19 protein-coding genes are annotated in these 20,637 nt (G+C 70.4%); 9 read left to right on the top strand and 10 right to left on the bottom strand.

Annotated features, from left to right (window positions below; genetic code table 11):
* The first annotated feature begins 74 nt into the window (after positions 1 to 74).
* On the top strand, positions 75 to 2,900 hold the full coding sequence (locus ACFWUY_RS33865; protein ID WP_384118906.1) for a S8 family serine peptidase: 2,826 nt from the start codon (positions 75 to 77) through the stop codon (positions 2,898 to 2,900).
* A 196-nt stretch (positions 2,901 to 3,096) separates the two neighbouring features.
* On the opposite strand, the gene ACFWUY_RS33860 is transcribed toward ACFWUY_RS33865, so the two are convergent.
* Positions 3,097 to 3,306, bottom strand: a complete 210-nt coding sequence (locus ACFWUY_RS33860) for a hypothetical protein (RefSeq protein ID WP_384118904.1) — start codon at positions 3,304 to 3,306, stop codon at positions 3,097 to 3,099.
* Between the two features lie 285 nt (positions 3,307 to 3,591).
* On the opposite strand from ACFWUY_RS33860, the gene ACFWUY_RS33855 reads away from it, so the two are divergent.
* Positions 3,592 to 4,107, top strand: a complete 516-nt coding sequence (locus ACFWUY_RS33855; protein WP_384118902.1) for a MerR family transcriptional regulator — start codon at positions 3,592 to 3,594, stop codon at positions 4,105 to 4,107.
* An 874-nt stretch (positions 4,108 to 4,981) separates the two neighbouring features.
* On the opposite strand, the gene ACFWUY_RS33850 is transcribed toward ACFWUY_RS33855, so the two are convergent.
* Together ACFWUY_RS33850 and ACFWUY_RS33845 are read right to left on the bottom strand one after the other, a co-directional pair.
* Positions 4,982 to 5,422: a hypothetical protein gene (locus ACFWUY_RS33850; protein ID WP_384118899.1), complete on the bottom strand. Its 441-nt coding sequence runs from the start codon at positions 5,420 to 5,422 to the stop codon at positions 4,982 to 4,984.
* A gap of 182 nt (positions 5,423 to 5,604) precedes the next feature.
* Positions 5,605 to 6,282, bottom strand: a complete 678-nt coding sequence (locus tag ACFWUY_RS33845) for a DUF998 domain-containing protein (RefSeq protein WP_384118897.1) — start codon at positions 6,280 to 6,282, stop codon at positions 5,605 to 5,607.
* Between the two features lie 150 nt (positions 6,283 to 6,432).
* Here ACFWUY_RS33845 and ACFWUY_RS33840 point away from each other — a divergent pair, with 150 nt between their 5' ends.
* Together ACFWUY_RS33840 and ACFWUY_RS33835 are read left to right on the top strand one after the other, a co-directional pair.
* Positions 6,433 to 6,756, top strand: coding sequence for a YciI family protein (locus ACFWUY_RS33840; protein ID WP_384118895.1), 324 nt, complete (start codon positions 6,433 to 6,435; stop codon positions 6,754 to 6,756).
* Between the two features lie 84 nt (positions 6,757 to 6,840).
* Positions 6,841 to 8,802, top strand: a complete 1,962-nt coding sequence (locus ACFWUY_RS33835) for a sigma-70 family RNA polymerase sigma factor (RefSeq protein ID WP_384118893.1) — start codon at positions 6,841 to 6,843, stop codon at positions 8,800 to 8,802.
* Positions 8,803 to 9,140: 338 nt separating this feature from the next.
* Here the strand turns inward: ACFWUY_RS33835 and ACFWUY_RS33830 are convergent, their stop codons facing one another.
* On the bottom strand, positions 9,141 to 10,031 hold the full coding sequence (locus ACFWUY_RS33830; protein WP_384118891.1) for a LysR family transcriptional regulator: 891 nt from the start codon (positions 10,029 to 10,031) through the stop codon (positions 9,141 to 9,143).
* Positions 10,032 to 10,129: 98 nt separating this feature from the next.
* Here ACFWUY_RS33830 and ACFWUY_RS33825 point away from each other — a divergent pair, with 98 nt between their 5' ends.
* The 4 genes from ACFWUY_RS33825 (at position 10,130) to ACFWUY_RS33810 (ending at position 14,253) form a co-directional block, all read left to right on the top strand.
* Entirely contained in the window at positions 10,130 to 10,531 is a 402-nt protein-coding gene (locus ACFWUY_RS33825) for a VOC family protein (protein WP_384118887.1), read from the top strand.
* 361 nt (positions 10,532 to 10,892) lie between these two features.
* Positions 10,893 to 11,564: a DUF4097 family beta strand repeat-containing protein gene (locus tag ACFWUY_RS33820; RefSeq protein WP_384118884.1), complete on the top strand. Its 672-nt coding sequence runs from the start codon at positions 10,893 to 10,895 to the stop codon at positions 11,562 to 11,564.
* A gap of 27 nt (positions 11,565 to 11,591) precedes the next feature.
* A complete protein-coding gene (locus ACFWUY_RS33815) occupies positions 11,592 to 12,797 on the top strand; it encodes a serine hydrolase domain-containing protein (RefSeq protein WP_384118882.1) in 1,206 nt (401 codons plus the stop codon).
* A 214-nt stretch (positions 12,798 to 13,011) separates the two neighbouring features.
* Positions 13,012 to 14,253: a serine hydrolase domain-containing protein gene (locus tag ACFWUY_RS33810; protein WP_384118880.1), complete on the top strand. Its 1,242-nt coding sequence runs from the start codon at positions 13,012 to 13,014 to the stop codon at positions 14,251 to 14,253.
* A gap of 379 nt (positions 14,254 to 14,632) precedes the next feature.
* Here the strand turns inward: ACFWUY_RS33810 and ACFWUY_RS33805 are convergent, their stop codons facing one another.
* The 6 genes from ACFWUY_RS33805 to ACFWUY_RS33780 all read right to left on the bottom strand — a co-directional run bounded on the left by ACFWUY_RS33805 (position 14,633) and on the right by ACFWUY_RS33780 (position 19,917).
* On the bottom strand, positions 14,633 to 15,046 hold the full coding sequence (locus ACFWUY_RS33805) for a hypothetical protein (RefSeq protein WP_384118878.1): 414 nt from the start codon (positions 15,044 to 15,046) through the stop codon (positions 14,633 to 14,635).
* Between the two features lie 169 nt (positions 15,047 to 15,215).
* Positions 15,216 to 15,698, bottom strand: a complete 483-nt coding sequence (locus ACFWUY_RS33800; protein ID WP_384118876.1) for a hypothetical protein — start codon at positions 15,696 to 15,698, stop codon at positions 15,216 to 15,218.
* A gap of 332 nt (positions 15,699 to 16,030) precedes the next feature.
* Entirely contained in the window at positions 16,031 to 16,489 is a 459-nt protein-coding gene (locus ACFWUY_RS33795) for a MaoC family dehydratase (protein ID WP_384118873.1), read from the bottom strand.
* 68 nt (positions 16,490 to 16,557) lie between these two features.
* Positions 16,558 to 18,105 carry a long-chain fatty acid--CoA ligase gene (locus ACFWUY_RS33790; protein ID WP_384118869.1) on the bottom strand — a complete coding sequence of 516 codons (1,548 nt, stop codon included), beginning with the start codon at positions 18,103 to 18,105 and terminating at the stop codon, positions 16,558 to 16,560.
* A gap of 10 nt (positions 18,106 to 18,115) precedes the next feature.
* Complete coding sequence (locus ACFWUY_RS33785) at positions 18,116 to 19,003, bottom strand: amidohydrolase family protein (RefSeq protein WP_384118867.1); 888 nt, start codon at positions 19,001 to 19,003, stop codon at positions 18,116 to 18,118.
* A gap of 2 nt (positions 19,004 to 19,005) precedes the next feature.
* Complete coding sequence (locus ACFWUY_RS33780) at positions 19,006 to 19,917, bottom strand: SDR family oxidoreductase (RefSeq protein ID WP_384118864.1); 912 nt, start codon at positions 19,915 to 19,917, stop codon at positions 19,006 to 19,008.
* 194 nt (positions 19,918 to 20,111) lie between these two features.
* On the opposite strand from ACFWUY_RS33780, the gene ACFWUY_RS33775 reads away from it, so the two are divergent.
* Positions 20,112 to 20,525 carry a MarR family winged helix-turn-helix transcriptional regulator gene (locus ACFWUY_RS33775; protein WP_384118862.1) on the top strand — a complete coding sequence of 138 codons (414 nt, stop codon included), beginning with the start codon at positions 20,112 to 20,114 and terminating at the stop codon, positions 20,523 to 20,525.
* The last annotated feature ends 112 nt before the right edge of the window (positions 20,526 to 20,637 follow it).

Below are 20,637 nucleotides of genomic sequence, written 5' to 3'. Positions count from 1 at the left end.
GCCAGGACCTTTCACCCCATCGCTCCCCACATCTCCCCGGGCTGTGCCATGTCTGCTTCCCCACAGGCCTAGTCATGACGCGCCCCCTGCTCACCGAGGCAATAGTGAAGAGAACGATCTGGGCGACGGTCGTCACCGCGATGACGGCCGTGACCCTAGGCGCCGCGATACCGGCCCACGCCGTCACACCGCCGAGCACCGCGACAGCGGCCGAAGCCGCGACCGACCCGGTCGACCCGCCGCTCTACGACCAGACCGCGGGCGGCGGCAAGGTCCGCGTCAACGTCGTCACGGAGACTCTCGCGGACGTCGCCGACGCGGCGACCGCCGGCGAGACGAAGCAGGAATTCGAGACCGTGCCGGTGGTCACCCTCAAGGTGGACCGGACCGGCCTCGACCGACTCGCCGCGAAGCCGGGCGTGGTCAGCGTCACCGAGGACAAGGTGGAGCCGCCGACCCTGGACCAGAGCATCCCGCTCATCGGCGGTGACGACGCCGTCGCGGCCGGCAAGACCGGTACGGGACAGACGATCGCCGTCCTGGACACCGGTGTCGAGGTCGGCCACCCGTTCCTGAAGAACCGGGTCGTGGCCGAGGCCTGCTTCTCGCCGAGCGATGCCGAGAGCGGCATCGTCAGTCTGTGCCCGAACGGCGCCGACACGCAGGAGGGCACCGGTGCCGCCAACACCGCGGCCGGCGCCTGCGCGACCATGACCGCCTGCGACCACGGCACCCACGTGGCCGGCATCGCCGCGGGCAACGGCACCGGCATCACGGGCGCTCCCAAGAACGGTGTGGCGCCCGGCGCCAACATCGTCGCCATCCAGGTCTTCAGCCAGTTCACCACCGAGGAGTTCTGCGGTGGCGCCGTCCCCTGCGTGGGCAGCTACCAGAGCGCCCAGCTCAAGGGCCTTGAGCACGTGCTGAAGCTCAAGCAGGCCGGTACGCCGATCGTCGCGGCCAACCTGAGCCTCGGCAACGGCCGTTACGCCACCGCCTGCGACAGTGATCTGCGCAAGCCGGTCGTGGACGGCCTGCTGAGTGCCGGCGTGGCCACCGTGATCGCGGCCGGCAACAACGGCCACACCGACGCGGTGAGCATGCCCGGCTGCATCTCCTCCGCCGTCACGGTCGGCTCGACCACCGACGACGACGAGCTGTCCGCCTTCACCAACAGGGGCCCGCTGCTCGACCTGTTCGCCCCCGGCACGGGCATCGTCTCCGCCGTGCCCGGCGGCACCTACGCCTCCAAGAACGGCACCTCGATGGCCGCGCCGCATGTGGCCGGTGCGTACGCGGTGCTCAAGCAGGCCTTCCCCACCAAGAGCATCGCCGACCTGACGGCCCTGCTGAAGAGCGGCGGCCGGGGCATCATCTACACCGGTGCCACCACTCCGCGGATCGACCTCGGTACCGCTCTCGGCGGCGGGGGCACCACCCCGAAGCCGGCCGGGATGACCGACTTCAACGGTGACGGCGCGGAGGACATCGCGATCTCCGACCCCCAGGCCACGGTCGGCACGGACGCGAAGGCCGGCCTGATCCGCGTCGTGTACGGCAGCGGCAAGGGCACCGCGGAGATCAGCCAGGACCTGGACTGGGTGCCCGGCGGTTCCGAGGCGGACGACTACTTCGGCGAGACCTTGGCCACCGTCGACTGGAACAAGGACGGCTTCACCGACCTGGTCGCCGGAACCCCGAGCGAGACCGTCGGCACCGCCACCGACGCGGGCTTCGTCGACATCCTGTACGGCGCGGCCGGCGGCCTCGGCGCCGGCACCCTGAAGGCCACGCACCTCGAACAGGGCGCCGGTACCAGCGGGATCGCGGCTTCGACGTCCGAGGCGGGCGACCGCATGGGCCACCGGATCGCGGCCGCGGTGAACGACGCCGGGCGACCGTACCTGATCATCAGCCTGCCTGGCGAAACCATCGGCACGGCCACGCAGGCGGGCGGCTTCTTCTACGTGTACGGCACCACCAGCCTGGCGGTGAACCAGTCCTCTGCCGGTGTTCCCGGTGACCCCGAGTCGGGAGACCTCTTCGGCTGGTCCGTGGCCGCCGACCAGAACTACATCGCCATCGGCGCCCCCAACGAGGCCATCGGCACCACGGCGAAGGCCGGCGGCGTCGTGATCCTCGACGCCAACCGCTTCGACTCCTCCGGCCGCCCCTTGCCGCTTGCCGGACTCGACCAGGACAACGCGGCGATCTCCGGCGGCTCCGAGGCGGGTGACCAGTTCGGGTACGCGGTGGCCATGGCCCCGTTCCGGGCCAGCGGCACCGCAGCCGCCACCGAGTCGATCCTGGCGATCGGTTCGCCCGGTGAGAGCGTGACGGTCGGCACCGAGGACCGCGCCAACGCGGGTCGGGTGGTGCAGATCCGCATCAAGCCCGACGGCACCTGGAGCTATCTGCGCGAGCTCAAGCAGGGCACGGCGGAGGACGATGTGTCCGGCACCTCCGAGACCAGTGACCGCATGGGCGAGTACCTCTCCGCAGTCAACACCGCTCCCGGTTCGGTGAGCACCGTGGCGTCCATGCGGCTCGCCGTGGGAACGCCCGGTGAGGACATCGGCACCGTGGCCAACGCGGGCGCGGTCCACACGTTCTCGCTGGCCGGATCGGCCGGTCCGAACGACCGCTGGATCGAGGCCGGCGACGGCGACGGCATTCCCGGCCCCCCCGGCGCCAACCAGTACATGGGCAGGAGCATCCACTTCACGGCGACCAAGCTGTACGTGGGCATGCCCTCCGGGCCCTTGGCCACCGGCGCGCTCTACACGCTGCCGATGTCCAACGTGACACAGGGCGGCACGGTCGCTCCCGCCACCACGTACAGGCCCGGTTCCGGCGGGCTCCCGGCCAACGGCGTGGCCTTCGGCTACTCGGCACGGTAGACGTCAGCCTGTGTGAGCAGCCCCCGAAGGCACCGGCCTTCGGGGGCTGCTCGTCTGCTCGGAAGAACGTGCCCCGCTCCGGATCCCCGATCTGCTTCACCGCGCGCACCGGAGGCGACCCCGGCGCCGGTCACCTCTTGCCCTGCCCGTACGCGGGCCACGACCAGGGGGTGGGGGAAGGTGGCGCAGAAGCCGATCAGGAAGAGCTTGACGTGGAGATCGTGTCCCGGCGCATCGGCGAGCCACCGTCATGACGCATCGTCCCCATCGCTTCGACGTGCGTCTGGCCGCCGACGCTGACCAGGGCGACAAGGCCGGGAACCTTCTTGGACTCGACGTGCCGTGCCAGCACCTCGCGCAGTCGGCGCAGCCCTGCCTCGGAGAAGCCGCTGTCGCGTGTCCCCATGATGAATCTCCTGTGCGCGGTGTGAGTTCCCACGGCGCCCTGGTGGCTGCCTGGCCCTTCGACCGGCCGTAGGGAGAGCCTGCATCCTTGCCCCAAGGTCAAGGTCAACCCTCCACAGTGATCAAGGAGTGACCGGCACCGATCGCGGGTGTCCCGGCCCTTTGGCGGCAGGGGCCGGAACTGGTGCGCGCTATCCTCGCTCCTGTGATCGTCCGGACTTCCCGGCCGTCGCCGACGCGGTTCGCGAGACCGTAGCCGTCCACGATCTGGAGGTGCGCCGAGTCGATGGCAGACGGGCTCACGATCGGTCAGGCGGCGGCGTTCGTCGGTGTCACGATCAAGACCGTGCGGCACTATCACCGGCTCGGCCTGGTCGCCGAGCCGGATCGTGACGGTTCCGGCTACCGCCGTTACCGATCGGGCGAGCTGTTCCGGCTGGTCCGGGTCCGGACCCTGGCCGCGGCCGGCGTGCCGCTGGCCGAGATCGGTGACCTGCTCGACGCCGATCCCAAGACGTTCGCCGCCACCCTGGACAACGTCCACCACCGGCTCACCGAACGGATCGACGACCTGATCGCGCGCCGCGACAGGTTGCACCGTCTCGACCACGGCGACCGGGCCCTGCTGCCCGACCGGGCCTGCGCGGTCTTGGGCCGACTCGCCGAACTCGGCTTCAGCCCCGACTACGTGGCTGGTCGACGGGAGGCTCTGGTGCTGTCCCAGGCGCTGGTCCCAGAGATCTTCGACAGCTTCCTGACCGGCTCGAACAATCGCTTGACGATCCCGAGTCCGTCGAGCTGACCAAGCGCGGTTGGGATGCGAGGACCTGGGATCCGGACGACCCGCGGGTCGAGGAGCTGGCGTCCACGCTGACCGACAAGCTGCTCTCCCACCGCGCGCTGCTGGCGATCCCGGCCGGGTTTCGGAACCGGTCCGACGCCGCCTCCCGGTACGGAATGGTCAACCACCACCGGGAGGACCAGTCACCGTCCATCGCCCGGTTGAACACGCTGATCGAGGCGAACCTGCGCGCAGCCGGCATCGCCGTTCCGAATCAGTGACGGCCGCCGTACCAATCTTTCACCTGGACCGGCACGAGCAGGCTGGTGACTTCGGCGATCGCGTCCGGGCCCGCCCGTAGGAGGGATGCGCGAGTCCGGCGTCCGGGTAGATCGAGCAGGTGTACGGCGAACTGCCGCTGGAGCCCTGGCTGCTCCCGCCGCGGCCGGGATCAGCTTCACCACCGCCGACGGCCTCGAAGCCGTCACGGACATCTCCGTCTCCGATCCGGCTCCGACCGCAGGCGACACTCTGGGCATCGAGTACGCCGCCGGCCCGCCGTCCGCGGTGCGGATCCCGGGCGAACTTGCTGCCGCACGGCCACGACCTCCCGGACACTGCGACGCGTGCTTCGCGCGGCCCGGTCACCATACGCCCGGACCTTCGACTACCTGGTCCTGCCCGACGGCCCCCGCAAGGAGTCTCCGGCCTGCACGGGACCACCAAGAGCGCCTGGTTAGCAGCCATCGTCGATGGCCGCCCCGTCCGGCCGCTCCGCACCCTGATCGACCTCGCCGACGAAGAGGAGACGGAGAACCTCCTGGAGTACCGGCGCGGCAGCGCCGATGCCCTCCACAACGCCCTCGTGAGGACACGAGTCCTCACCGCAGGTCATTCATCGTCGGTCCAGTAGGCCGACACCGGGTAGCGCGGTCCTCCGGGTAGCGCGGTCCTCCGGGTAGCGCGGTCCTCCGGGTATGGACTCGTCGAACTGCCGGACCAGGGGAGTGATCTTGGAGAAGAGGTCGGGAAGGACCGGGATCACGCAGCCGCCGCGGCCGACGAGCACTCGGCCCGCTCCGTGGGCCTCGACGCCGACGACCTCGTCGAACGGGATCGCGTGCACGTCGCCGTCAGGGGCGCGCCTCGCTGTCGCACTGTCGCCGAGCACCAGGAGCGTTCGCCGTGCTCCCGCTCTGATCAGCCGCTGCGGAGGGCTGGCCCGGAAGACCCTGCCGTGCGGGAGTTCGTGGGAGCGGACGCATCCACCAGCCGGAAGGGGGGACCCGTCCGGCAGCGCGAGGTGGGGTTCGGCGCCCTCGGGCCCGGCCGACAACGCCGTGTCCGTACCCGTCAGATCGACGTCCTCGCCGTAGGACAGGTCGGAGTTCGCCGAGCTGCAGCAGTTGTCCGAGGGGTCCTGCTGCCATGGCTCAACCGCGTGGTTCGGTCTCGAGGGTGTGCCGGGCCGACATCAGGCGCCCCAGGGGCGCCGTCCTGGGGAGGAAGGGGTGCGGCTCAGTGGCTGCGGCGGTACCGGTCGGCGATCACGGAGATCGTGAGCATCGCGGTGATGGCACCGACGGCCAGCGTCAGGGTGCCGGCCTTGCCGCCGCCCATGGCCCAGCCGTTGCCGATCAGGAGGGTGGTGCCGGCGATGCGGGAGGCGATGGCGTAGCCGCGGTGACCGATGCGGCCGAAGTGACGGCCCAGTACGTAGCAGGCGGCGATCAGCGAGGTGAAGGTGACCGACCCTGCGGCGAAGTGGGCGTAGCTGTGCCAGGTGAGCGCGGCGGCCTCCGCGTCGGGGGCGCCTGTGGGGAAGCCGTCGACCGGGTCCATCACGAACAGTCCTGCGGCGATCATGCCGATGCCGCCGATCCGGACCAGCCGAGGGGCCCAGGTGCTGCCGGGGGTGCCGTGCAGGGCCCTGCGCAGTCCGGTCGCGCCGATGGCGAGCAGGACTCCGGCGATGAGGAAGTTGGCGATCTGGAGCCAGCCGAGCGAGCCGTTGCTCAGGGCGCTCAACGGGTGGCGGGTGATGTCGAAGCCGTCGCGGCCGGCGGCCTGGGCCAGCGAGAGGGCCGCCCACAGCGGAGAGGCCACGACCACGCAGGTGAGCAGGGAGCGGGTGGTGGCACGGGCGGGGGTTCCGGTCGCGGCGGCGGCGGTGGTGGTGGCGGGCCGGGTGGTCATGATGTCTGCCTCTCGGGTTCGAAGTGCGGTGCTTGTGCTGACACGTCGATCCGGCGATGTGACAGGGAATGCACGCGTTCCCTGTCACATGCTTTTGTTCGTCGTATGGGCAGAAGCGGTCGAGAACCGCACGACGAGATGAGGGAACCCATGCGCTACCTGATGACGACCAGGCCTTCCGACACCGCCCCCGACGAGAAGCTGTACGCCGAGATGAGCAGGTTCGTCGAGGAGTTGACGGCGGCCGGTGTGCTGCTGGCCACGGGGGGCCTGGAGCCGGGCGGCGTCCTTGTGAGGTCTGCCGGCGAGGAGATCACGGTGACGGACGGGCCGTTCACCGAGGCCAAGGAGGCCGTGGCCGGCTTCGCGCTCATCGAGGTCCGCTCGAAGGAGGAGGCGGTCGAGCTGGCCCGCCGCTTCCGAAGGATCGTCGGTGACGGAGAGAGCGTGGTCCAGCAGGTCTTCGGCCCCTGAGCCTTCGGCGGGACACACCGTGAACGGCGACGTGCACCTGCCCAGGCTTGCGTACGAGTCGGGGCAGGTGCTGTCATCGTGCCCGTGCTGGATATCCGTCGCACGGTGGCCGCGGTCTGGAAGCTCGAGTCGGCCATGATCGTGGCAGCGCTCACGCGAATGGTGCACGACGTCGGCCTCGCCGAGGAGCTCGCCCAGGACGCGCTCGTCGCCGCGCTCGAGCAGTGGCCGAGCACAGGCGTCCCGGACAACCCCGGCGCCTGGCTGACGACCACCGCCAAGCGGCGGGCCGTCGACCACATCCGGCGCTCCCAGCGCCTGACGCGCAAGCAGGAACAACTCGCCCACCAGCTGGAACAGCAACCGGCCGAGTCGGAGCCCGGACAGGACGACGTCCTGCGACTGATGCTCATCTCCTGCCACCCCGTCCTGGCGACCGAGACCCGAGCCGCTCTGACTCTCCGGTTACTGGGCGGTCTGACGGCCGAGGAGATCGCGCGGGCCTTCCTCGTGACCGGGACGGTGATCACCCAGCGCATCGCAAAGGCCAAGCGGACGCTGGCCGAGGAGCAGGTGCCGTTCGACCTGCCGGACGGCGCGGAACTGAGCGAACGTCTCTCGTCCGTGCTGGAGGTCATCTACCTGATCTTCAACGAGGGCTACTCGGCCACTTCCGGCGACGACCTGATGCGGCCCGGGCTCTGTCTCGAAGCACTGCGACTGGGGCGGCTGCTGGCCGAGCTGGCACCTCAGGAGGCCGAGGTGCACGCACTGGTGGCGCTGATGGAGATCCAGGCCTCCCGCTCGGCCGCGCGCACCGGCCCGTCGGGCGAGCCGGTCCAGCTGCACGAGCAGAACCGGGGACGCTGGGACCAACTGCTCATCCGGCGCGGCTTCACCGCGATGCTGCGGGCACGGGAAGCAGGCGGACCGCCCGGACCGTATCTGCTGCAGGCCGCCATCGCCGTGTGCCATGCGCGGGCACATGACGCGGAGGACACCGACTGGGCCCAGATCGGATCCCTGTACGGGGCGTTGGCGCAGCTCGTACCGACACCGATCGTCCATCTCAACCGGGCGGTGGCGCTCGGGATGGCGTACGGGCCACAGGAAGGCCTCGACCTGGCCGATGCGCTGGCCGACGATCCCAGCTTGCGCGACTACCACCTCCTGCCCAGCGTCAGGGGCGACCTACTGGCCCGGCTGGGCCGGCACCGGGAAGCGCGGCTGGAGTTCTACCGGGCGGCCTCCCTCACCAGGAACGCCGCCGAGCGTGCTTTTCTGCACCGACGGGCGGAAGCGATCGAGGCCGTCGGCCCGCCCGGACCCACACTCGGGCGGGCCGCCCACGACTTCCTGAGCCGCGACGATCTGGACGCGGCCACGATCCACTCCTACGGACAGACCCTGAGGCGCCTGTGCCTGGCTCTCGGCGACCAGTTGCCGCTGGCCTCCCTGACGGCCGAGGAGGTGGCGCGGGTGTTCGCGACAGCGTGGGGCGAAACCGCGGCCGCGACGTGGAACCGGCACCGCTCGGCCGTCAGGTCCTTCAGTGCGTGGGCGTCCCTGGGCGACCTCGCGGCCGGCCTGGACCGTCGCGCCGTGACCCGCCCCCGGACGCCGGCGCTCAGCTCCGCACAGCTCGACGCGCTCTGGAGCCGCCCGCACCTGCCGATGCGTGAACACACGCTGTGGCGGCTCCTGCACGAATCGGCGGCCGGAGTGAAAGCCGTCCTGTCCCTGAACGTCGAGGACCTGGACCTGGAAGAGCGCAGGGCCCGTACGGGCGGCACCTGGGTGACCTGGCGCTCCGGGACCGCTCGGCTCCTGCCCCAGCTGCTGGCCGGCCGGACCCGGGGTCCGGTGTTCCTCTCCGACCGGCGCCCCGGCCCCGCCCGGACACCCGCACCGACCGATCTGTGCCCGGACACGGGCCGCCGCCGCCTCTCCTACGAGCGGGCCGAATACCTCTTCAAAGAGACCACCAAGCACCTCGATCCCGCAGCGGGCGGGTACACCCTGCGTCGGCTCGGATCCCGCCCTTGACCCCCCGGCCGCACAGTCCGGGACTCGCGGCCGATACGGACGGCTCCGTGGACGATGCGCCTCATGCCCGCGAACAGGCTCGTTGTCCGACTCGGCCCGCCACACCGGCACCGCGCAAGGGCGCGCCGTGCAGGTGCAGTCTTGCACCGAGCAAGATGAGCGACATGGTCAACAGCGCTGATTAGCGAGCAGCTTGCCATGCCTCTCTCCGCCGTGGACACTTCAGCGCTTACGCGGGGCGAGTGGCGCCAGATTCGCTCCTACGGCATCACCACACTGGGCGGAGTGCTCTTCAACTCGTGGGCTTGATGACCGAGCTGAGTCGTTGACCGACCAGCTCACAGCGCCATCGTGCCGAGTTCGTGGGCGGTGCGGACGAAGGCCCGGACGAGCGGGCTGTCGTTGTCCGACCGCCATACCAGGCCCCATCGCAAGAAAGGTGTGTCGCGAACGGGGAGGTAGGTGATGTCGGGGCGGGCGTAGAAGCGGGTGACCTGATCGCCCAGGAGGTGGATGACTTCGCCCGCGGCCACGAGCGTGTACAGCTGGTCCAGCGTGGTGACGGGGAATCTCCGTTCGATGGCTCGGCCGCTGGGCGCGGAGAACGGGACGAAGGCGTTTTCGAAGTAGTCGGGCTGAGGGCCGTCCGGCCCCACGACGCCGTGGTCGGCGAACGCTTCCAGGGTCACTGACGAGCGGCCGGCCAGGCGGTGGTCGGTGGCCACCAGCGCGACCCTGGGTTCGGTGAAGAGCACCGGCCCCACGGTGAGATCGGGTTCTTCCACCGGAAGCCAGGTCAACAGCAGGTCGATCTCGCCGGCTCGCAGCGGGGCGAACGGGTCGATGTAGCCGTTGTGGCTCAGCCGCAGGCCCCAGTCCGGATGCCGCGAACGGAAGGCGTCCCAGAAGGGCCGTAGTTCATGGCCGTTGGTGACCATCAGGCCGACCCGCAGGATGTCTGTCTTGCCTCGGGCGGTGAGCCGTGCCCGCTCGACGCTCGCCTTCAGGCTCTGAAACACCGGTCGCAGATCACTGAGCAGCTGCTCGCCGACCGGTGTGAGCCGCACCTGGCGGCTGGTCCGCTCGAAGAGCTCCGCCCCGATCGAGCGTTCCTGCTTCTTGATCGCCTGACTGACTCGCGCCGCCGACACGTGCAGCCGCTCCGCCGTCCGTCCGAAGTGCAGCTCCTCCGACAACGTCAGGAAGATCTCGATGTCGCGCAGCTCCACGCGCCCCCACGCCCCCGCATGTTCGTTAACCCCTGGCTTAACCGGCGTTGCATGATCAGTCGTTGATCATCATCTTGTCCAACCCGGATGCTCAGTGCATGAACGTCGTCGCTACGAAGGTGTCGCTGACAGTGGAGGACGTGGGCGCTTCCAGCCGGTTCTTCGCCACCCATCTGGGCTTTCGGGAGGTCGAGTCGGCGGAGGGATACGTCTGCCTCCGCCGGGACGACACCTCCGCCGAGATCGCCCTGTCCGAGCGCGACCCCGAGCTGCCGCCGCGGGTCTGGCGGGGTCAGGGGCTGGCCGATCTCGCCGTGACCCTGACCGTCATGGATGTCGAGGCCGAGTACGACCGGCTGTGCCAAGAGGGAGCGGTCGTACTCGGCCGGATCCGCCAGGAACCGTGGGGTGAGCAACTGTTCGAGCTCACCGACCCCAATGGCGTCGTGGTCCAGCTCACCCAATGGGTGCCGCCCGCCGGCGCCCCCGAGACGCGATGAGTCGAAAGGTTCAGCTTTCGTGCTCCGGCGCGACCCGCTCCCGTCGGCGGACGCGGCGTTCGGTGGCACATGAGCCGGGTCGGCGCAGTGGGCGGGGTCGACGCCGCGCACCGCGTGATCGGTGAGCCGGTCTCCTGGCATCGCGATCCCTCAACGCTCCCCGGTACCACGGCTCGGCCATTCACCTTCAAGTCATTGCAACGATCAGGTGTCCGTTATTGCATTAAGCGGCAAGGTCACTGCAACGATTCGATGGTTCTGGCCTGCGTTTATAGCGATTTGGCGCAACCGGGATGTTGCGAAGGTGGGAAATGCAACGTAGCTTTCCATTGCGAGAAACAACGAGCCCAAGGAGAGCGTCATGCAGAAGTTCGACACCCCCGGCACCATCTCCGCCGTCGTGGACATCCCCGCGGGACGCATCCGGCTCGTCGCCGCCGACCGGGCCGACACCGCGGTGGAGGTCCTGCCCGCGGACGCCTCCAAGGGCCGCGACGCGCGGGCCGCGGAGCAGACCACCGTCGCATACGACGCTGGTGTGCTGCGGATCAAGGCTCCGGAGGCGAAGAACCAGGTCTTGGGAGCCTCCGGATCCGTTGCGGTGACCGTCCAGCTGCCGACCGGTTCACGCATCGAGGTGAAGACGGCGAGCGCGGAGTTCCAGAGCGTCGGACGGCTCGGCGACGTCGCCTTCGAGGGCGCGCAGGCAACCGTCGAGCTCGACGAGACCGCGAGCGCCCACCTGACCGTCCAGTCCGGCGACGTCTCGGTCGGCCGCCTGGGCGGCCCCGCCCGCATCAGCACTCAGAAGGGCGACCTCCGCATCACCGAGGCCACGACCGGCACGGTCACCCTGAGCACCGAGCACGGCGAGATCTCCGTCGGTGCCGCCCGTGGAGTCTCCGCCTCCCTGGACGCCGGCACCTCCTACGGCCGGATTCACAACTCGCTCAACAGCACCGCCGGTTCCGCCGCCGGCCTGCGTATCCACGCGACCACCTCCTACGGCGACATCACCGCCCGCAGCCTCTGAACCCCGTAGCCCCGAAGGAGCACACCCATGACGAACACGGCCGGCAGGATCACCGAAAGCCGTGACGAGGCCAGGGTGGACACCTCTGCCAGTGCGAGCGTGCCGAAGGCCGCTGCGGGGCAGGACCGCCCGGAGCTGCGGAAGGCCATCGAGGAGATGGTCGAGGCCGGGTTCATCGGCGTGACGTTGCGCGTGAACGACGAGCGGGGCGAGTGGGTCGGCAGCGCCGGAGCGCGCAGGCTGGGCGAGAGCGCGAAGCCGCCGACGGACGGGCACGTCCGGATAGGCAGCGTCACCAAGACCTTCACCGCGGCCGTGATGCTGCGACTGGTGGCCGAGGGCAAGGTCGGGCTCGACGTCCCGGTGGCCGACCACCTGCCCGAGTTCGCGCCGGACCGGCGGATCACGGTCCGGATGCTGCTCCAGCACACCAGCGGGGTGTTCAACTTCACCGGCGAGTACTACGACGACGGGACGTTCGCGCCCGGCATCCCCGCCACCACCGCGGGCCGGGAGTGGGTGGACAACCGGTTCAGGACCTACCGGCCGGAGGAGCTGGTCCGCCTGGCGCTGTCCAAGCCGGCGCGGTTCGAGCCGGGGAGCGACTGGAGCTACTCCAACACCAACTACGTGCTGGCCCGGCTGCTGATCGAGAAGGTCACCGGTCACCCGCTCGCCGAGGAGGTGCAGCGGCTGATCCTGGGGCCGCTCGGGCTGTCGGGCACCCTGGTGCCGGACACCAGCCCGGAGATCCCCGAACCGCACGCCCACGCCTACTACCGGTACGAGGACGGCGACCGGCAGGAGACGGTCGACGTCACCCGCCAGAACCCCTCCTGGATCGCCACCGGTGGTGACATGATCTCGACCACCCAGGACCTCCACACCTTCATCTCCGCCCTGGTGAGCGGCAAGCTCCTGCCCGCGCCGCTGCTCGCCGAGATGCGCGCGACGCACCCCAAGGCCGGTTACGGCCTGGGGGTGATGGTGCAGGACGTCGGGGAGGGCGGCGGCACCGTCATCACCCACAACGGCGGCATGGCGGGCCACGCGGCGCTGATGTACAGCACGCCCGACGGCAGCAGGACCCTGACCGCCGCGGTGAACTACGTGGACGACGCCGCACCGTCCATGGCGACGGTGTTCCAGCGGGCGACGCAGAAGCTCGTCGACGTGGTGTTCGGCGGCGGGCAGGCCGGCTCGGCCGACGCGGCGGCCGAGCCGGCTCACTAGACAGCGCCGAGCGGCGTTCACCACACGCACCCGGCCGACTCGTCCCGCCCTGGCCGACACCCGCCGACGTGGACGACCACGTCCCCCGCCCAGCCGCTGCGACAGACCGACGCCGAAGCACGACCCCGACCCGAATCGGCCGTCATGGGAGCGGGGCCTCGCAGCACCCGGCAACTCAAAGCCACCCGCCCGTTCACCGAAGGAGCGCACAACCGTGACCATCACCCCCGCCGACCAGCACAACCGCTTCTCCAGGACAGGGCTGCGAAGAGTCCGCGACGTGCTCGCACGGCATGTCGAGACCGGGAGGATTCCCGGGCTCGTGGCGCTGTTCAGCCGCGGCGGTGAGACGCACGTCGAAACGATCGGGACGATGCGTCACGACGGCGGTCCGTCGATGCGCCGGGACACGATCTTCCGGATGGCCTCGACGTCCAAGCCGGTCGCGGTCTCTGCGGCGATGATCCTGCTCGACGAATGCAGGCTGCGCCTCGACGACCCCGTGGATCCCTGGCTGCCCGAACTCGCCGACCGGCAGGTGCTGAGGCGGACCGACGGCCCGCTGGACGACACCGTGCCGGCGCGGCGGCCGATCACCGTACGAGATGTGCTGACCTCCACGTTCGGGCTCGGCATGGATATGACGGCCCTGGGCACCCCGATCATGAACACGATCTTCGAGCAGGGGCTCACGCCCAACCTGCCGACGCCCATGCCCGAGGCGGACGAGTGGATGCGCCGCCTCGGCGAGCTTCCGCTGATGCACCAGCCCGGAGAGCGCTGGCAGTACCACATCAGCCACGACCTGCTCGGCGTGCTCGTCGCCAGGGTCACGGGCCAGTCGTACGAAACGTTCCTGCGTGAACGCGTCCTCGACCCCCTCGGCATGAAGGACACCGGCTTCCACGTGCCCGCCGACAAGATCGACCGGCTGCCGCCGCTGTACGCCCCCGACCCGCAGACCGGCCAGTTCCACGTGTGGGACGAGGCCAAGGGGGGACGACACAGCACGCCGCCGGCGTTCCAGGGCGGAGGCGGCGGACTGACCTCCACCGCAGACGACTACCACGCCTATTTCCAGATGCTGCTCAACGGCGGGAGGCACGGGAGCGAACGGATTCTCTCCCGGGCCGCCGTCGAGCTGATGACCACCAACCGCCTCGCGCCCGAGCAGCAAGCCGCACGGCATGCCATGGCCGTCGACAACGTCCATGTCTCCTTCGGCCAAGGGCAGCACGGAGGCTGGGGCTTCGGGATGGCGGTACGCACCTACCGCGGCGACTACGCGCCCATCGGCCAGTTCGGCTGGGACGGCGGAAGCGGCACCTCGACCTACGCCGACCCGGAACATCAGGTCACCGGAATCCTCCTCACCCAGGTCGGGACGTCCGTCCCGGACCCGGCGCGGCTCTTCCACGACTTCTGGACGACGGTCTACCAGGCGATCGACGACTGACGCCGAACCGGGGCCGCGACCATCCGGTCCCGGTCGGACGGTCTGGGAAGGTGAGCAGCGCATCGATCACCGTGCACCGCGCCTTCAGCCTGCCTGCGACGTGCCAGTCCCCGCGGACTATCTCCGAGGGGACTGGCACATCGCCCGTCCGTTGCCGTCCCAGGGGTGCAGGCCGGGCACGAAGGCATCCAGGACGAACCGGCGGAAGCGCCGGCCGGGTTGGGGTGAGGCGCTGGAGGGCGACGGTGCGGCAAGGGCGCTCGTCGTGCCCAGTGGTGTCTGTTGGGTGTCGTCCAGGTCGGGATGCGAGGGCTGCCGGAGAGCGATGACACGCGCACCGTGCCGAACGCCTCGCCGACGTGCTCGTGGGCCAGCCAGGTCAGGGCGCGCCCGTTGGCCGCACCGCCGGGCTCGAACGCGTCCGCGGAATGAGGACGGTGGTGACGAAGCTGGAGGCCAGCAGGTAGACGTTCATGATGAGGGCCGCGACGGTCAGCAGCTTGCGGGTGTTGCGGATCCGCGACCGCAGCCGTTCCTTGTCGTCGGCGCCGTCTGCGGCCACCAGGGGCATCACGCTCGCTCCGGTCTCGAAGCCGGACAGACCCAGCACGAGCAGCGGGAACGCGAGGAGCGCGGGCGTCATCAGGTCGCCGAAGCCGGCGCCGCCTTCGACGAGCGCGTCCGTCCAGGCCGAGAATGCCCCGGGGGTGGTGAAGACATGGACCAGGCCGACACCGATGACGACCGCGTTCAGCACCAGGAGGATCGCGACCAGCGGGATGGCCACGCTCACGGCTTCACCGAACCCGAGGAGTGGAGAGGCGTGGGGGGGGCGCCCAGGGACAGAGCGGGCTACGGCCGACGGAACACTTCGATCGCGAAAGCGGCCATGAGTAACCGCGCTTTGATTCCTGGCGCGTTCTTAACGCCGATGCGGTGCCGCTCGCCCTTCCAGGACGGCACTAGCTCGGGCCCGAAACGTTGAAGACGGAGCGGGTGGTCTCCGCGTCGACGCGCGAGGACAGCTTGGCGAGACTCGCCCCGCCGTGATCGAGGACGCCGCGTTCCCGGGCGGTCCGCCTGTCGGCTTCGAGCCGCAGCCACAGGGCAGGGTTGGTGATGAGCACGCGCAGGTCCACCTCGGCCCGTACGCCGTCCGTGTCCGTCAGGACCAGGCGCTGCGCGATGCCGACAGGCCACTCGGCCGCCGAGAGCCGATCGGTCCGGACCGTCCTGGTGACCCACAGTTCCTGGACCGACAGCCGGCCCGGCCCGGCGCTGACACGCGCGGGCAGCAGAACCACCAGCAGGGTGGACGCCGGGATGATCCAGCCCGTCGTCCGGAGCAGGGGCAGACCGTGGGCGCCGGCGTCGACGATCAGTGACGTTCCGGGCAGGAGGGCCGCGCACCCGATCGCGTACCGAGCCTCGTCACGCCATCCCACGTCGTACAGGGTGTCGTGGGGAGCCCCCGACGGGGGACACGGAGAGGGGAGTGGCTGCATGGAGGCGACGCTAAAGCTCTCCGCCCACCCGGCGAGGGCGCGGCTACGCGGTGTTTACGCCGCCGTCCGCAGAATTGACACGCTGCTGACGGGAACAGATCCCGCCGTGTGATGGACGTACTCCCGGGCGAGGCGAAAGCCGGCCGTCCAGGCGGGGAGGCGGCCGCGAGCGTGCGTGGTCGCCTGCCGCTCCGACTCACCAGGAGGACGAACTGCTGGTGTGTCGCCGGGTGCGGCAGGTGACGGTGTCTCGCCTCACGGCACGGGACCGGTCAGGCGTAGTGGCGGTAGACGGCCTGGGCGACGCAAGCCGGCTTGTCGCTGCCGTCGACCTCGACCGTGAACGTCAGCGGCATCTGAACGCCGTTGCCCTTGACCTCCTCCACCGTGCCGACGGCACCATGGAGGCGGATCTTCGCGCCGACGGGGACGGGACTGGGGAAACGGACCTTGTCCAGGCCGTAGTTGACGCTCATCCTGGTGCCGGTGATGCCGAGCAGCTCTCCGAAGAGCGGAATGATGAGGGAGAGGGTCAGGTAGCCGTGGGCTATGGGGCCGCCGAAGGGGCCGTCCTCTGCCTTCTCCGGGTCGGTGTGAATCCACTGGTGGTCGTCGGTGGCGTCGGCGAAGGTGTTCACCCGCTGCTGGGTGATGTCGAGCCATTCGGTGCGGCCGAGGTCGGCTCCGCTGAGGGCCTTGAGACCGTCGAGGCCGTTGGCGGTGGTGGGCATGGAGGTTCCTTTCGATGGTGTGAGCAACGGTGAGCGCGACCCGTGAACCGACTCTGACCGGACGTCTCTCACGGGTGGGGACGATCGGCGGGACCGGTCGCGTAGGTGTCACGCACGGCGGGCTTGATGACCTTCCCGGAGGCCGTGCGGGGCAGCGCTTCGGTCACGACGAGGGACTTGGGGACCTTGTACTTGGCGAGCCGGCCGTGGAGGTGGCCGAGGATGTCGTCCTCGTCGGCCCGGGCGCCGGGTCCGAGGACGACGACGGCTCGGCCGACCTCGCCCCAGACCGGGTCCGGCACACCGATGACCGCGCATTCGGCGACGGCGGGATGGGAGAGGAGCACGTCCTCCACCTCGGCCGGGTAGACGTTCTCCCCGCCCGAGACGAACATGTCCTTCACCCGGTCGACGATGTAGGTATAGCCGTCGGCGTCGGTTCGGGCGACGTCGCCGGTGCGCAGCCAACGGCCGTCGGCGAAGGCGGCCCCGGTGTCCTCGGGCCGTCCCCAGTAGCCGGCCATGACGTTGGGGCCGTGGACGAGGATCTCGCCGCGCTCGCCGGGTTCGGCGTCGCTGCCGTCCGGCAGGACCACGCGGGTGTCGGTGAAGAAGTGCGGCACGCCGGCGGAGCCCGCCCTGGCCGAGGTCTGCTCCCGGTCCAGGAAGAGGACGCCCGGGGACGCCTCTGTCATGCCGTAGCCCTGGCTGAAGGCCAGACCGCGGTCGAGGTACGCGGCGATGGTGCGGGCGGGCACGGGGGCGCCGCCGCAGTTGAGGGTGCGCAGGCTGGACAGATCCGTGGTCTCCCAGCGCGGCCGGGCCGCCATGGCGTCGTACATGGTGGGGACGCCGAACATGTACGTCACCCGCAGGTCCTCGATGAGCTCCAGGACGCGCTCGGCGTCGAAGGTGCCGAGGAGGATCACCCGGCCGCCCTTGAGGAGGGTCGGCAGGCAGGTCATGTTGAGGCCGGCGGTGTGGAACAGCGGGGCCACGACGAGGGTGACCTCGTCGCCGGTCAGGTCGGTGTCGACGAGGACGTTGACGCTGTTCCAGGTGATGTTGGCGTGGGAGAGGACGGCGCCCTTGGGGCGGCCCGTGGTTCCGGAGGTGTACATGATCATGCACGGGTCCTCGGGCGCCACGGCCTCGTCCAGCGGACCGGTCCCGGCGCCGGCGAGCAGCTCCTCGTAACCGAGGACGCCGTCCTGGTCGGGACCGGCCGGCGCGATCCGGTGCCGTACGTCCGCCGCGGCCGCCGCGGCCCTGGCCGTCCCGTCCTGCTCGGGCCCGTGGACGAGGACGGTGCTGCCCGAGTCGCCGAGGTTGTACGCGAGTTCCGGTGCCGCGAGCCGGGTGTTGAGGGGGACGAAGACCGCCCCCAGCGTTCCGGCGGCGAACAGGGTCTCCAGGAAAGCCGGGTGGTTGGGGCCGAGGTAGGCGATCCGGTCGCCCCGCGCCACGCCAAGGGCGCGCAGGGCGTGGGCGAGGCGCAGGACGCGCTGGTGCAGCTCGCGGTAGGTCAGGGCGCGGTCCTCGTGGACGACGGCCACCCGGTCGGGGGTCTTGCGGGCCCGGCGCGCCGGCCAGGAACCGATGCCTTGGTTCAACACGACGTCTCCTTCAGCCCGTGGTCAGACCGAGCAGGCGGGCGGCGTTCTCCTTGAGGATCTTCGGTCGGACCTCGGGCTTGATGTCGAGCTTCCCGAAGTCGGCGAGCCAGCGGTCGGGGGTGATGACGGGGTAGTCGGAGCCGAAGAGCACCTTGTCCTGGAGCAGCGTGTTCGCGTAGCGGACGAGCTGCGGCGGAAAGTACTTCGGGGACCAGCCGGACAGGTCGATGTACACGTGCGGCTTGTGGGTGGCGACCGCCAGGGCCTCGTCCTGCCAGGGGAAGGACGGGTGGGCCAGGATGATCCGAAGTTCGGGGAAGTCGACGGCCACGTCGTCGACCAGCATCGGGTTCGAGTACTTCAGCCGGATGCCGCCGCCGCCCGGGACGCCGGCGCCGATGCCGGTCTGGCCGGTGTGGAACAGGGCGGGCACGCCCAGCTCCTCGATCGCCTCGTACAGCGGGCGGGCGAGCGGGTCGTTCGGGGAGAAGGCCTGGATGCTCGGATGGAACTTGAACCCGCGCACGCCGTACTCCTCGACCAGCCGCCGTGCCTCGCGCACGCCCGCGCGGCCCTTGTGCGGGTCGACGCTGGCGAAGGGGATGAGCACGTCGGCGTGGGCGGCACAGCTCTCGGCGATCTCCTCGTTGGCGATCCGCGGGTGGCCGGTGGCGTGTTCGGCGTCGACGGTGAACACCACCGCGGCCATGCGGCGCTCGCGGTAGTGCGCGGCCATCTCGTCGATGGTCGGCTGCCGGTGGCCGTGAGCCTTGAAGTACGCCTCGGAGGCGCCGAACAGCTCCGGGCTCAGGGCCCCGTGGCCGTCCTTGGAGATCTCGGCGTGCGTGTGCACGTCGATGGCGGTGAGCCGGTCGAGGCCGAGCGCGAGGTCGCCCATGCTCACGCCTCCGGGGCCTGGGACGCGGGGATGCCGTAGGTCTCGGGCTCGGCGCCGACGCCGTCCGCCCACCCGGCGGCGATGGCGTCGGCGCTCCAGCCGCCGTCGGCGAAGACGACCGCCTTCTCCTTCGGGTGCGCCCACAGGGCGAGCCGGTCCCCGCCGATGCCGATGGCCTGACCGGTGACTCCGTCGGAGTCGTCCGAGGCCAGGAAGGTGATCACGGAGGCGACGTCCTCGACGGTGCCGAGGCCCTCGTCCTTGCGCAGCCAGTCCGGCAGCGGCTTTCCGGTGCGCTCGGACTCCTCGATGACCGGGGCGAACGCCGGGATGGTCTTGGTCATCTCGGTGGCGGCGACGGGAACGACGGCGTTGACGGTGATGCCGGCGCGGCCCAGTTCCATGGCCCAGGTGCGGGCCATGGCGACGATGCCCGCCTTGGCGGCGGCGTAGTTGGTCTGGCCGAAGTTGCCGCGCTGGCCGGCCGGGGAGGAGATGAGGATCAGTCGGCCGCCGGTGCCCTGCTCGCGCATGCGGACGGCGGCGGCCCTGGCGCAGGTGAACGTGCCGCGCAGGTGGACGCGGACCACGTCGTCGAAGTCCTCGTCGGTCATCTTCCACAGGACGCGGTCGCGCAGAATGCCGGCGTTGGTGACGAGCACGTCCAGACGGCCGAACTCCTCGACCGCCGCGTCGACCAGCCGCTGCGCCGACTCGCTGTCACCCACCGCCGCGACGACACCGGTCGCCCTGCCGCCCTCTGACGTGATCGAGGCGACGGCGGCGTCGACGACGACCTGGTCGACGTCATTGACGACGACGGCGGCTCCCGCCGCGGCGAGGGCCTGCGCGTAGGCCAGTCCGAGACCGCGTCCACTGCCGGTGACGAGGGCGACCTTGCCCTGAAGATCCATGAGAGGTGCCTCTCGTAGAAGGGGGAAGAGGGATGCCGAAAGCGCCGGCACAAGCCGGGATCGACAGGAATCCTGATGAACATCAGTCTGTGCATCAACAGGATTCCTGTCAATGTTTTAGGGTGAGAGGCGCCGCCGTCCGGCGGCAGCGGCATGACCCGCCCCGCGCGGACGATCACCACGGGAGGACGAACGTGAGCACCTCGCTGCTCTACCTGCTCAAGAGGACGGAGCTGGCGGTGCGCGCCCGCCTGGAGGAGCTGCTCAAGCCCGCCGGGATCACCGCGTTGCAGTACACCGCTCTGACGGTGCTGGAGCGGCACGACGGCATCTCCGCCGCGCAGCTCGCCCGCGACTCCTTCGTCACCGCCCAGACCATGGCCGACATGGTCCGCGCGCTGGAGGGCCGGGGTCTGATCCGCCGCGAGCCCAATCCCGCCAACCGCCGCGAACGCCTCATCCTGCTCGACGCCCCGGGGCGGCGACTGCTCGCCGAGTACGCCGGGCCGGCCCGCGCGCTGGAGGAGCGCATGGTCGCCGACCTGAGCGCCGAGGAGATCGGCGTGCTCCGGGTAGCCCTGGTCGCGGCGTGGCGGTCGCTGTCCTAGCCGGGTCGCGGTGGCTGCGCCGTGGGCCCCCCGGGTGGCGCGCGGGCCCCCGCCGCGCCCCCACAAGAGTGGCGACAAGGGGGAGGACAACCCCAACAAGCCCGCCCGGGGC

It is taken from the genome of Streptomyces sp. NPDC058664, assembly GCF_042716635.1.
GTDB lineage: Bacteria > Actinomycetota > Actinomycetes > Streptomycetales > Streptomycetaceae > Streptomyces.
This window is presented reverse-complemented; position numbering and strand designations above follow the sequence as displayed.